The sequence below is a fragment of the Paracoccus sp. UBA5162 genome (assembly GCF_002413585.1).
GTDB lineage: Bacteria > Pseudomonadota > Alphaproteobacteria > Rhodobacterales > Rhodobacteraceae > Paracoccus.
Map to the genome: position 1 here is coordinate 1 of NZ_DHXG01000072.1, position 12,429 is coordinate 12,429.

14 protein-coding genes, 1 tRNA gene and 1 pseudogene are annotated in these 12,429 nt (G+C 63.4%); 14 read left to right on the top strand and 2 right to left on the bottom strand.

What is annotated here, in order from left to right:
• Positions 1-197 (bottom strand): hypothetical protein (locus B4A72_RS10650; RefSeq protein ID WP_292978551.1); only part of this gene is annotated, 197 nt, incomplete at its 3' end.
• Between the two features lie 86 nt (positions 198-283).
• On the opposite strand from B4A72_RS10650, the gene B4A72_RS10655 reads away from it, so the two are divergent.
• The 4 genes from B4A72_RS10655 to B4A72_RS10670 all read left to right on the top strand — a co-directional run bounded on the left by B4A72_RS10655 (position 284) and on the right by B4A72_RS10670 (position 3,227).
• Positions 284-577, top strand: a complete 294-nt coding sequence (locus tag B4A72_RS10655) for a ribbon-helix-helix domain-containing protein (RefSeq protein ID WP_292957363.1) — start codon at positions 284-286, stop codon at positions 575-577.
• Positions 578-664: 87 nt separating this feature from the next.
• Positions 665-1,060, top strand: a complete 396-nt coding sequence (locus B4A72_RS10660; RefSeq protein WP_292957366.1) for a VOC family protein — start codon at positions 665-667, stop codon at positions 1,058-1,060.
• Positions 1,061-1,116: 56 nt separating this feature from the next.
• Positions 1,117-1,638: a Twin-arginine translocation pathway signal gene (locus tag B4A72_RS10665; RefSeq protein ID WP_292957369.1), complete on the top strand. Its 522-nt coding sequence runs from the start codon at positions 1,117-1,119 to the stop codon at positions 1,636-1,638.
• Positions 1,639-1,652: 14 nt separating this feature from the next.
• Complete coding sequence (locus tag B4A72_RS10670) at positions 1,653-3,227, top strand: GMC family oxidoreductase (RefSeq protein WP_292957372.1); 1,575 nt, start codon at positions 1,653-1,655, stop codon at positions 3,225-3,227.
• A 70-nt stretch (positions 3,228-3,297) separates the two neighbouring features.
• Here B4A72_RS10670 and B4A72_RS10675 read toward each other — a convergent pair whose 3' ends face one another.
• Positions 3,298-3,801 (bottom strand): DUF892 family protein, encoded by a 504-nt coding sequence (locus tag B4A72_RS10675; RefSeq protein WP_292957375.1) that lies wholly within the window; start codon positions 3,799-3,801, stop codon positions 3,298-3,300.
• A gap of 167 nt (positions 3,802-3,968) precedes the next feature.
• On the opposite strand from B4A72_RS10675, the gene B4A72_RS10680 reads away from it, so the two are divergent.
• The 10 genes and pseudogenes from B4A72_RS10680 to B4A72_RS10725 form a co-directional block, all read left to right on the top strand.
• Positions 3,969-5,822 carry an ABC transporter ATP-binding protein gene (locus tag B4A72_RS10680; protein ID WP_292978553.1) on the top strand — a complete coding sequence of 618 codons (1,854 nt, stop codon included), beginning with the start codon at positions 3,969-3,971 and terminating at the stop codon, positions 5,820-5,822.
• Positions 5,823-5,911: 89 nt separating this feature from the next.
• Positions 5,912-5,987: transfer RNA gene (locus B4A72_RS10685), tRNA-Trp, on the top strand.
• Positions 5,988-6,021: 34 nt separating this feature from the next.
• Complete coding sequence (locus B4A72_RS10690) at positions 6,022-6,924, top strand: hypothetical protein (protein WP_292957380.1); 903 nt, start codon at positions 6,022-6,024, stop codon at positions 6,922-6,924.
• 53 nt (positions 6,925-6,977) lie between these two features.
• The gene (secE, locus tag B4A72_RS10695) at positions 6,978-7,172 is read left to right on the top strand and encodes a preprotein translocase subunit SecE (protein WP_292957382.1); all 195 of its coding nucleotides are present in this window, start codon (positions 6,978-6,980) and stop codon (positions 7,170-7,172) included.
• A gap of 173 nt (positions 7,173-7,345) precedes the next feature.
• Positions 7,346-7,882 (top strand): transcription termination/antitermination protein NusG, encoded by a 537-nt coding sequence (nusG, locus tag B4A72_RS10700; RefSeq protein ID WP_292957384.1) that lies wholly within the window; start codon positions 7,346-7,348, stop codon positions 7,880-7,882.
• 106 nt (positions 7,883-7,988) lie between these two features.
• The gene (gene rplK / locus B4A72_RS10705; RefSeq protein WP_292957387.1) at positions 7,989-8,441 is read left to right on the top strand and encodes a 50S ribosomal protein L11; all 453 of its coding nucleotides are present in this window, start codon (positions 7,989-7,991) and stop codon (positions 8,439-8,441) included.
• Between the two features lie 3 nt (positions 8,442-8,444).
• Positions 8,445-9,143 (top strand): 50S ribosomal protein L1, encoded by a 699-nt coding sequence (gene rplA / locus B4A72_RS10710; protein WP_292957390.1) that lies wholly within the window; start codon positions 8,445-8,447, stop codon positions 9,141-9,143.
• Between the two features lie 464 nt (positions 9,144-9,607).
• On the top strand, positions 9,608-10,123 hold the full coding sequence (rplJ, locus tag B4A72_RS10715; protein ID WP_292957393.1) for a 50S ribosomal protein L10: 516 nt from the start codon (positions 9,608-9,610) through the stop codon (positions 10,121-10,123).
• Positions 10,124-10,190: 67 nt separating this feature from the next.
• On the top strand, positions 10,191-10,568 hold the full coding sequence (rplL, locus tag B4A72_RS10720; RefSeq protein ID WP_292957396.1) for a 50S ribosomal protein L7/L12: 378 nt from the start codon (positions 10,191-10,193) through the stop codon (positions 10,566-10,568).
• Between the two features lie 230 nt (positions 10,569-10,798).
• Positions 10,799-12,429, top strand: a pseudogene (locus B4A72_RS10725) (DNA-directed RNA polymerase subunit beta); the annotation flags it as partial.

Below are 12,429 nucleotides of genomic sequence, written 5' to 3' on the forward strand. Positions count from 1 at the left end.
GTGGTCTCCAAGATCATCGAGTGATCGCGCAACTGCGCGCCCGCGCAGCAAGCCAACATGAAAGGCCCGCCCCGGAAAGGGCGGGCCTTTTGCCTGATTTCCTGGCGCGGTCTTGCAGGGGTGATCGTGAGGACCGGTTCTTCCTTGTCCGCCAGATCGGCAGTCTCAGCCTGAGGACCGCGACCTTTGCCGATCATCGCGTGATCCCCGCGATCGCATCTTGTTGACGTGATCGCGCTTCCGGCGCAAACTCGGTTTCCCATCACCAGCCGGGATCAAGCCGATGTGCCAGATCTTCGCGGGGCAGGACCCCGAACGCTATGAATCCGAGACCCGCAGCCTGCGGTTGAACGGGCAATCCACCTCGATCCGCCTGGAACGGGCCTTCTGGCGGATCCTCGACGACATCGCCGCGCGTGAGGGGGTGAGCACGCCGGCTTTCATTTCCAAGCTTCACGCCGAGGTTCTGGAACTGCATGGCGAGGCCCGGAACTTTACCTCTTTGCTGCGCTGCGCCTGCACCATCCACCTGGGCGAGGATCAGCAGCTGGGTCAGACCGCCATCGCGGCCGAATAAATACGTCCGTAGTAACCCGTTACTACCCACGCCCGCGTTCCGCCTTCTAGTCTTGTCCCATGATGGACGAACTGGGGAGAGGCCGGCATGGCGAAATATATCCATTCGATGATCCGGGTTCTGGACGAGGAACGCTCGGTCGATTTCTACCGGCGCTGCTTCGGGCTGGAGGTCGCGGACCGGCTGGATTTCGACGATTTCACGCTGGTCTACCTGTCGAACGGCGAAAGCGAAACGGAACTGGAACTGACCGTCAACAAGGGCCGGACCGAGCCCTACGACCTGGGCGACGGCTATGGCCATGTGGCCTTCTCGGTCGAGGACGTGGACGCGCTGCACGCGCGGCTGCAGGCCGAGGGGTTCGCGCCGCGCAAGCTGGTCGATTTCGCGCCCGGCAACGAGGTGATCGCACGGTTCTTCTTTGTCGCGGATCCGGATGGCTATCAGATCGAGGTTCTGAAGCGGGCTGGCCGCTTCAGGTGATTGAACGGGCGGCCGGAGGAGGGCCGCCGCAGGAGGAAAGTGAGGGAGGAGGAATCATGTCTCAACTCAGCAAGCACGGGCTGACCCGGCGGGCGCTGTTGTCGCGGGCGGCGGCGGCCGGCACGCTGGCGGTGGCGGGCGCGGGTTTCATCGCCGCGCCCGACGCCGCCTGGGCGGTCGAGGTCGGCAAGATCAGCGAACACGAGATGGCCACGCTGTTGCAGATGGCGCGCGACATCTATCCGCATGACAGGATCGGCGATCGATTCTACGCCATCGCCGTCAAGTCCCATGACAGCGACGATCAGAAACAGATGGTCGCCGAAGGCGTCGCCGCGCTGGACGCCGCGGCGAAAGAGGCCGGTTTCGACGATTATCTTTCGGCAGGATGGGAAGCGGACCGGGTCACGATCCTGAAGACCATCGAGGATACGCCCTTCTTCCAGACCGTGCGCGGGGGGTTGGTGACCGGGTTGTATAACCAGAAAGAGATCTGGCCGATCTTCGGCTACGAGGGCGAATCCTATTCCCAGGGCGGCTATATCAACCGCGGCTTCGACGACATCGACTGGCTGTGAGGGGAGAGACAATCATGGCAGAAGCAGCGAAATTCGATCTGAACGACGACGGCGTCGTGGTCATCGTCGGCACCGGCGCCGGCGGCGGGGTGCTGGCGAACGAACTGGCGCAGAAGGGCATCAAGGTCGTCGCCCTGGAGGCCGGCGGGCGCTATCTGCCCGAGGATTACGTGAACGACGAATGGGAAAGTTTCGGGCAACTGGCCTGGACCGATCCGCGCACGACCAGCGGCGACTGGCGGGTGGCCAAGGATTTTTCGGGCCTGCCGGCCTGGATCGTGAAGGCGGTCGGCGGAACCTCGGTCCATTGGGCCGGCGCCTCGCTGCGGTTTCAGGATCACGAGTGGAAGGCCAGGACGACCTATGGCGCGGTCGAGGGGGCCAGCCTGCTGGACTGGCCGATCGGAAGCGAGGAGATGGCGCCCTGGTACGACAAGGCCGAGGAAAAGCTGGGTGTCACCGGTGTCGGCGGCCGTCCGCGTCTTCCCGGCAGCAACAATTACAAGGTGCTGGAAAAGGGCGCCAAGGCGCTTGGTTACAAGGAAGTCCATACCGGCAACATGGCGATCAACAGTGTCGAATATGACGACCGGATCTCTTGCCAGCAGACGGGTTTCTGCTTTCAGGGCTGCAAATGGGGCGCCAAATGGTCCGCCGCCTATACCGACATCCCGCGTGGCGAGGCGACCGGCAAGCTGGAGGTCCGCGAGAACGCCCATGCCGCGCGCATCCTGCATGATGACACGGGCAAGGTCACCGGCGTCGAATATTTCGACAAGGATGGCAATCTGCAGATGCAGAAGGCCCGGATCGTCTGTGTCGCGGGGAACAGTTTCGAAAGCCCGCGGCTGCTGCTGAACTCTGCCAGTTCGATGTTCCCGGACGGGCTGGCCAATTCCTCGGGGCAGGTGGGCCGCAACTACATGCGGCATACGACCGGATCGGTCTATGGCGTGTTCGAAAAGCCTGTCCGGATGTGGCGGGGCACGACCATGGCCGGCATCATCCGTGACGAGGCAAGACACGATCCCTCGCGCGGATTCGTCGGTGGCTATGAGCTGGAAACGCTCAGCCTGGGGCTGCCCTTCATGGCGGCCTTCCTGGATCCCGGAGCCTGGGGACGAGAGTTCACGACGGCGCTGGACAGCTACGAGAACATGGCCGGTCTTTGGATCGTGGGCGAGGACATGCCGCAAGAAACCAACCGGGTGACGCTTTCCGATGTCGAGGACCGGTTCGGGCTGAAGGTGGCCAACGTCAACTTCAGCGACCATCCCAACGACATCGCGATGCGCAACCATGCCTATGGTGTCGGGCAGGCCATCTACAAGGAAGTGGGCGCGACCAGGACGATGCCGACGCCGCCCTATCCCTCGACCCACAATCTGGGCACCAACAGGATGTCGGAAAAACCCAGCGACGGGGTGGTCGACAAGAATGGCCGATCGCACGATGTGAAGAACCTGTTTGTCAGCGATGGCAGCCAGTTCACCACCGGGGCGGCCGAAAATCCGACCCTGACCATCGTGGCGCTGGCGATCCGGCAGGCCGATCACATCGCTGGCGAGATGGCGGCGGGCAACGTCTGAGCCCGCCCGTATCAGGACGCCCCGCCGGTTCCGGCGGGGCGTTGACGGTCATCGGATGCGGAATGCCGCGTCAGCGTCCATCCATCGCGGCCGCGTTCACACCACCCTCGGCAATCTTCGACATGTGCCGATCGCCTTCCCAGGTTTTGTCCAGACATTCCTGAAGCGCGGCCGCGTCGCTGTCGAGGTCGAGCCGGTTGGCGAAGGTCCGCACGCAGCCATAGCCGGCGATGGCATAATGCGCGAGGCGCTGATATTGCGTGATGATCGCCGCGTCCTGGGCATCGTCATCCGCAAAATCAGTCTCGATCGCATGTTTGCGCGCCTCGGCGACAAGGCCTTCCATGCCCTTGCAATGTTCGCCCGTCGGGTCGACGTCGTGACGGCTGCAAAGTTCGGCCAGAACCTCCATCCCGCGGGCAATGCCCTGATTGCCATTGATCAGGGCTTCGGACAACTCGCGCGACTTGGCCGCGCGGCCCATCTCGGTCACGGCTGGCATGGATTGCTTGCAGGCGGAATAGAGATCGCCGAGCTGGTCCAGATAAAGGTCCTTCAGATTCTTGACGGTCATGTGCATTTCCTTTCCGGGGCGTTGGTGCCGGGATGGCGTGGCCCGTCGCCGCAAAAACGCCATCGGCCGGGCAATGTTCCGAACTCGATCAAAGATCAGCCTGCTTGACTCGGCTTCGCCACCGGGTCAGCAATATTGTCCGGTTTCGCAAAGCCTGAGACGATCCCATGTTCGCGTGGTTCGAACGCCGCATCGACCCCTATCCCGGCGACAGCCCGGCGATGCCGCCGCGCTCGCTGTGGCGCTTTCTGCTGCATTACAGTCATGGTGCCTTGCCGTGGCTGACGCTGCTTGCCGCCTTTTCGGGCGTCATCGCGCTGATCGAGGTGATGCTGTTCGGCTGGCTGGGCGACCTGGTGGACCGGATGGCCGACACGCCCCGCGCGCTGTTCTGGACGCAACAGGGCGGACGGCTGGCACTGATGGCGCTGGTGCTGCTGATCCTTTTGCCGGGGCTGAACCTGATCGCCTCGCTGGTTCTGCATCAGTCCCTGATGGGCAATTTTCCGCAGCGCATCCGCTGGCAGGCCCACCGCTATCTGCTGCGTCAGTCGATCGGCTATTTCCAGGACGAATTCGCCGGCCGGATCGCGCAAAGGCTGATGCAGACGGCGCTGGCGGTGCGCGAGGTCGCGATGAAGATCATGGACGTGGGCAGCTATGTGCTGATCTATTTCCTCGGCGCGCTGGCGCTGGCGGGTAGTCAGGATTGGCGGCTGGCGGTGCCTTTCGCGCTGTGGGCAGTGGCCTATGCGGTGATGTTGTGGCAGATCGTGCCGCGCCTGGGGCGGGTGGCGCAGGAACAGGCCGATGCGCGCTCGGCCATGACCGGGCGGGTCGTGGACAGCTATACCAATATCGCGACGGTCAAGCTGTTTTCCCATTCCGCCCGCGAGGAAGACTGGATGCGCGACGGGATGGACGCCTTCTTGCGGACCGTGCACCGGCAGATGCGGCTTTCGACGATTCAGGACGTGACGCTGAACGCGATCAACGTGGCGCTGATCGGCGCGGTGACGGCGCTTGGGCTGTGGCTATGGTCCGAGGGCCGGGTGGAGGTCGGCGCGGTTGCGGTCGCGGTGCCGCTGGCCTTGCGACTCAACAACATGGCGCACTGGATCATGTGGGAATTCGCCGCCCTGTTCGAGAATATCGGCACCGTGCGCGACGGCATTTCCAGCCTTGCGCTGCCCCGTCAGGTTCTGGACGCGCCCGCCGCGCGGTCCTTGCGTCGCGGACCCGGCGCGGTGGAGTTCCGGAACGTCACCTTCCGCTATGGCGGCGCCCCGGGCGCGCGCCCGCTGCCGGTGCTGGACGATCTGAGCCTGACGATCGCGCCCGGCGAGCGGGTCGGACTGGTCGGCCGGTCGGGGGCAGGCAAATCGACGCTGGTGAACCTGCTGCTGCGGCTTCACGATCTTGAAAGCGGCCGCATCACCATTGACGGGCAGGATATCGCGCGGGTGACCCAGGATTCGCTGCGCGGCGCGATCGGCGTGGTCACGCAGGACAGTTCGCTTCTGCATCGCTCGGTGCGCGACAACATCGCCTATGGCCGCCCGGATGCGGCCGAGGATCAGATCGCGCAGGCGCTGGAAATGGCCGAGGCGCATGGTTTCGTGCCGGGGCTGTCGGACAGTTTCGGGCGATGCGGCCTGGATGCGCATGTCGGCGAACGCGGGGTGAAGCTGTCGGGCGGCCAGCGCCAGAGGATCGCGATCGCGCGGGTGGCGCTGAAGGATGCGCCGATCCTGATCCTGGACGAGGCGACCAGTGCGCTGGACAGCGAGGTCGAGGCGGCGATCCAGTCGCGGCTGGAGATGCTGATGCAGGGCAAGACGGTTCTTGCCATCGCGCACCGGCTGTCCACCATCGCGGCCATGGACCGGCTGGTGGTGATGGATGCGGGAAGGATCATCGAACAGGGCAGCCACGCCGAATTGCTGGCGGCAAACGGTCTTTACGCGCGGCTTTGGGCACGCCAGTCGGGCGGTTTTCTGGCCGCCGATGCGGCCGAATAGGCGTCCGTCGTTCCGGCGCGCGCCGCTGGTCAGGCGTGGAAATACCCTTGCACCCCGTCACCCCGTGCCTTAAACGGTCGCACGGCCACAGGGGTATAGCTCAGTTGGTAGAGCATCGGTCTCCAAAACCGAGGGTCGTGGGTTCGAGTCCCCCTGCCCCTGCCAGGCCCGTCGTCGGAATAACCGCCCGGCGGCTGCGATGAATCTCTGCCTTCATCTGGGCGCGCACAAGACCGCAACCACGCATCTTCAGACCGCTTTCGATCGTGCCGCGCCGCAATTGGCGCGTCAGGGGATCGGCTGGATGGGGCCGCGCCGGTTGCGCGCCGGTCCGACCGATCTTCGGCGCCTGCTGGACGATTGCGGGCGGACGCCATGGAAGGCGCGGCAGGCCGCCAGGGCGCTGCGGCAGGAGAGCGCATCGGCTGGCCGGCTGATTCTGTCCGATGAGCTGATTCTGGGCGACACCACGCCGGCACGGCTGTTTGCGCCCCGGGGGCAGCTTTATCCCCTTGCCCAGGCGCGGCTTGAAAACCTGGTCGGGCTGATGGACGGTTCTGGCATCAGGCTGTTTCTGGCCGTGCGCGAACCCGCCGATTTCCTGATTTCGGCCTTTGGCGAGGAATTGCGAATGGGCCGGCAGGCGCGGATCGGCGATTATCTGGCGGGGCTGGATTGCGCACGCCTGGGCTGGTCCGATCTGGCGGACAGGCTTCTGTCGGTGGCGGGCGTCGAAAGCCTGGTCTGCTGGCGCCACGAGGACCTGGGCTCGGTGCGGCCGTCGGTGCTGGCGCGAATGGCCGGGCCGCAGGCCGCGCGGCTGATTCCCGATCCGGCGCCGCGCAGGATCGGATGGTCGGCTGCGGCCTATCGCGATTATCTGGGTGCGATCGCGCATTCCGACACGATGCAGGACCGGCGCCAGATCGCGCACCGGGCGCTGGAATCGCATCCGCGCGGCGCCGGAGATGCCGGCCTGCGCGCGGCCATCCCGGCCGCCGACCTGCCGCGCGGCGGCGACTACGCCGAGGATTGCGCGCGATTGGCGGCGATGACGAAGGTCACATTCCTGTCGCCCTCGGATGCGTCCTTGCAGGGTTGAAACGGCGGCGCATCGGCGATACATCGGCGGCTGAAAACCCGAAGGAGCCGTTCGTGGCCAATCCCGTCCAGTTCATCAACCAGGTCCGCGCCGAAGCCGCGAAGATCACCTGGCCCACCCGCCGTGAGGTGATCACGACGACGATCATGGTCATGATCATGGCCGCGCTGACCAGCGTGTTCTTCTTTCTGGTCGATCTGATCATCCGCTTTGGCCTGACCCAGGGGCTTCAAGCGATCAGCGGCTGATCGGGCTTGCATTTTCGGGGCCGCAGCGGTATTGGCCCCCGACTGTCCGGCGACGGCGTGCATCGAACTCGCGTGCACGCCGATTTCAATTTTGGCGGACATATCAGGAATTCAAGGAGTTGCCGGCCCGGCCGCGCGATTCCCTATCAGGACGAACAGGGGTCGATCGAGACATGGCAAAGCGTTGGTATTCGGTCAGTGTCCTGTCGAACTTCGAAAAGAAGGTCGCCGAGGCGATTCGCCAGTCGGTGTCCGAAAAGGGGCTTGAGGACGAGATTGACGAGGTTCTGGTCCCCACCGAACAGGTGATCGAGATTCGGCGCGGCAAGAAGGTTACATCGGAACGCCGCTTCATGCCGGGCTATGTCCTGGTTCACATGGACATGTCTGATCGCACCTATCACCTGGTCAATTCGATCAACCGGGTCACCGGTTTCCTCGGCGCGCAGGGCAAGCCGATGCCGATGCGCGACGACGAGGTGAACATGATGCTGAACCGCACGGGCGAGGGCGAACCGGTCGCCCCGCGCAACCTGATCCGCTTTGATGTGGGCGAAAAGGTGAACGTGACCGATGGTCCCTTCGAGGGGTTTTCGGGAATGGTCGAGGAGGTCGACGAGGCCGCCTCGCGCATCAAGGTCATGGTGTCGATCTTCGGCCGGCCCACGCCGGTCGAGCTGGAATTCACGCAGGTCGCCAAGACCGCGTGATTGGTCGCGGGAGGCTGTCTTCCCCTTGGGGCGCGCCGCCGAACCGCTAAGTCAGGGCCCCGGATGTCCAATCAGGGACGGGGCGTGATGATAAGGAGAAGGCCAGATGGCCAAGAAAGTCGTCGGGCAGCTTAAGCTGCAAATCAAGGCGGGTCAGGCGAACCCGTCCCCGCCCGTCGGTCCCGCATTGGGCCAACGCGGCATCAACATCATGGCATTCTGCAAAGAGTTCAACGCTCGCACGCAGGAAATGGAACAGGGCTCGCCGGTTCCCGTGGTGATCACCTATTATGCCGACAAATCCTTCACCTTCGAGACGAAGACGCCGCCGGCCTCGTTTCTGCTGAAGAAGGCCGCCGGACTGAAGCCGGTGGGCAAGCGCAACCGCCCGAAAGGTTCGGACAAGCCCGGTCGCGCGAGCGCCGGCACCGTGACCGTCAAGCAGGTGCGCGAGATCGCCGAGGCCAAGATGAAGGACCTCAGCGCCAATGATGTCGAGCAGGCGATGAAGATCATCCTGGGCTCGGCCCGGTCGATCGGTATCGAGGTGAAGGGCTAAGCCATGGCGAAGATTGCGAAAAAGAAAGCCGCGGCACGTGCCGCGTTCGAAGGCAAGGCGAATCTGTCGGTCGAGGATGCCGTCAGGCTGGTCAAGGACAACGCCACCGCGAAATTCGATGAAACGGTCGAGATCGCGATGAACCTGGGCGTGAATCCGCGTCATGCCGACCAGATGGTTCGCGGTGTCGTGACGCTGCCCGCCGGGACCGGCAAGGATGTTCGTGTTGCGGTATTCGCGCGTGGACCCAAGGCCGACGAGGCCAAGGAGGCGGGCGCCGATATCGTCGGTGCCGAGGATCTGATGGAAACGATCCAGTCGGGCAAGATCGACTTTGATCGGTGCATCGCGACGCCGGACATGATGCCGCTGGTCGGCCGTCTGGGCAAGATTCTGGGGCCGCGCAACCTGATGCCGAACCCCAAGGTCGGCACGGTCACGATGGATGTCGCCGAAGCCGTCAAGGCGGCCAAGGGCGGTGAGGTCCAGTTCAAGGCCGAAAAGGCGGGCGTCGTTCACGCCGGCGTCGGCAAGGCGTCCTTCGATGCCGAGAAGCTCGCCCAGAACATCCGCGCCTTCGTGGACGCGGTGAGCAAGGCGCGGCCCAGCGGCGCCAAGGGCACCTATATGAAGAAGGTCTCGATCAGTTCCACCATGGGCCCGGGCGTGTCGATCGACGTCGTCTCCGCGACGCAGGCGTAACTCAGCCTTGACGATGATGATGACGGGGCGGGCCTGCGGACCCGCCCCGTCTTATTTCAGCAAAACAGGCTTGGCGACCGTGGAAGCGCCCGAAAGGTCGAATCAAGGCAAGATCCTGGCCGCACCGCCATGTGCGGGATGATCGCCGGATGGAGGTCCGGATTCGTCCGAAGGCCGCAAATGATGGCCCAAGTCGCGATCAGGTCAAGATAGCCCTTCACATCCCGAACCAAAGGCACTAAGGAGACGGCCTGATCCGCGCGCAGATGTCAGTCTGCGCGTGTATCGATTCGTCCGAGACGGCGGGTGCTGGCTTGCCAGCTTAATATCCTGCCTGAGATGGGTAGAAGCATTTTTCCGAAGGTTCGGCCTTCGGGTGATCTTGCCCTAGCGGACTCGACCTGCCCCGGACCGGGGCGGGAAACGTGAGAGCCGGGGGGAAACCCCCAACTTGGAGTGAAACCGTGGATAGAGCGCAAAAAGAACAGGTGGTCGAGGAACTCGGCCAGATCTTTGAAAGCTCTGGCGTCGTCGTGGTTGCCCACTACGAAGGGATGACGGTTGCACAGATGCAGGACCTCCGCGCGCGCATGAGCGATGCGGGTGGTGCCGTTCGCGTTGCCAAGAACAGGCTCGCCAAGATCGCCCTCGAGGGTAAGCCTTGCGCAAGCATCGCCGATTACCTGACGGGCATGACCGTGTTGTCCTTCTCGGAAGACCCTGTGGCTGCGGCCAAGGTCTGCGAGGACTATGCCAAGGGGAACGACAAGTTCGTGATCCTCGGCGGTGCCATGGGCGACACGGCTCTGGATCCGGCCGGTGTCAAAGCCGTGGCCGCCATGCCGTCGCGCGACGAGCTTATCGCTTCGATCGTGTCCTGCATTGGCGCCCCCGCTGCGAACATTGCCGGTGCCATTGGCGCCCCTGCTTCGAACATCGCGGGCATCCTCAGCACTCTGGAAGAGCGCGAGGCTGCGTGACGCAACCCGATTCCCGGCGTGTGCTTGAAAGCGCGACGTTGGAACACTAACTGGAAAGAACGGAAAAATGGCTGATCTGAAAAAACTTGCCGAAGAAATCGTGGGCCTGACCCTGCTGGAAGCCCAGGAGCTGAAAACCATCCTGAAAGACGAATACGGCATCGAGCCGGCCGCCGGTGGCGCCGTCATGATGGCCGGTCCGGCTGCCGGTGGCGCCGCCGAGGCCGCCGAGGAAAAGACCGAATTCGACGTCGTCCTGACCGAAGCCGGCCCCAACAAGATCAATGTGATCAAGGAAGTGCGCGGCATCACCGGCCTGGGCCTGAAAGAGGCCAAGGATCTGGTCGAAGCAGGCGGCAAGGTCAAGGAAGGCGCGAACAAGGACGAAGCCGAAGAGCTGAAGAAGAAGCTGGAAGCGGCTGGCGCCAAGGTCGAACTGAAGTAATCGGTTCCATGGCTGAGTGAACGAGGCAGGGACCGGAATTTCCGGCCCCTGCCGAACCTGTCTTGAAGGGCGGTCCCTTTGCCGGACCATCCTTCAGGGCATGTTCGAGGTTCGGGAGCCGCGCGGTGGGACGTGCGGCACGAATGGAACCTCATCCCTGCATTCGTAGGCCGCGCCTCGGGGGCCCCGACCCGTTGCGCGCGCGCGAAGACGAAAGGTGACAAGACCCCATGGCGCAATCCTATGTCGGCCAGAAGCGTATCCGTCGCTATTACGGCAATATCCGCGAAGTGCTGGAGATGCCGAACCTCATCGAGGTTCAGAAATCATCCTATGACCTGTTCCTGAATTCGGGAGAGGGTGCCGGCCACAATGATGGCGACGGCATCCAGGGCGTGTTCCAGTCGGTTTTTCCGATCAAGGATTTCAACGAGACCGCCACGCTGGAATTCGTGAAATACGAGCTGGAAAAGCCGAAATACGATGTCGAGGAATGCCAGCAACGCGACATGACCTATGCCGCGCCGCTGAAGGTGACGCTGCGGCTGATCGTGTTCGATCTGGATGAGAATACCGGTGCGAAGTCGGTCAAGGACATCAAGGAACAGGACGTTTTCATGGGCGACATGCCCCTGATGACGCAGAACGGTACGTTCATCGTGAACGGGACCGAACGGGTCGTGGTCTCTCAGATGCACCGCAGCCCGGGGGTTTTCTTCGACCATGACCGCGGCAAGACCCATTCCTCGGGCAAGCTGCTGTTCGCCTGCCGCATCATCCCCTATCGCGGCTCGTGGCTGGATTTCGAATTCGATGCCAAGGATCTGGTCTTCGCGCGCATCGACCGCCGCCGCAAGCTGCCGGTGACGACGCTGCTGTATTCGCTGGGCATGGACCAGGAAGGCATCATGGACGCCTTCTACGAGACGGTCGATTACAAGCTGAAGAAGAAGGGTCGCGAGCGGGGATGGATCACGCGCTTCTTCCCCGAGCGCGTGCGCGGCACCCGTCCGGCCTATGACCTGATCAATGCCGATACGGGCGAGGTCATCACCAAGGCGGGCGAAAAGGTGACGCCGCGTCTGGTCAAGCAGCTTGTGGATTCGGGCGATCAGGTCAAGCTGCTTGTTCCGTTCGAGCGGATCATCGGACGCTTTGTCGCCAAGGATATCATCAACGAGAAGACCGGCCTGATCTATGCCGAGGCCGGTGATGAAATCACCGCCGAATACGACAAGGAAGGCGAGTTGAACGGTGGCCTGCTCAAGGTGCTGCTGGACAATGACGTCACCGACGTGCCGGTTCTGGACATCGATCATGTCAATGTCGGACCCTATATCCGCAACACGATGGCTGCGGACAAGAACATGAACCGCGAACAGGCGCTGATGGATATCTATCGCGTCATGCGCCCGGGCGAGCCGCCCACCGTCGAGGCTGCCTCGACGCTGTTCAACAGCCTGTTCTTCGACAGTGAACGCTATGACCTGTCGGCGGTCGGCCGCGTGAAGATGAACATGCGTCTGAATCTCGATGCGCCGGACACCCAGCGGACGTTGCGCCCCGAAGATATCGTGGCCTGCGTGCGCGGGCTGGTGGAGCTTCGCGACGGCAAGGGCGAGATCGACGATATCGACCACCTGGGCAATCGCCGGGTGCGTTCGGTCGGCGAACTGATGGAAAACCAGTATCGCGTCGGTCTGCTGCGGATGGAACGCGCGATCCGCGAACGCATGTCGGGCGTCGAGATCGACACCGTGATGCCGCAGGATCTGATCAACGCCAAGCCCGCCGCGGCGGCGGTGCGCGAATTCTTCGGTTCCTCGCAGCTCTCGCAGTTCATGGACCAGACCAACCCGCT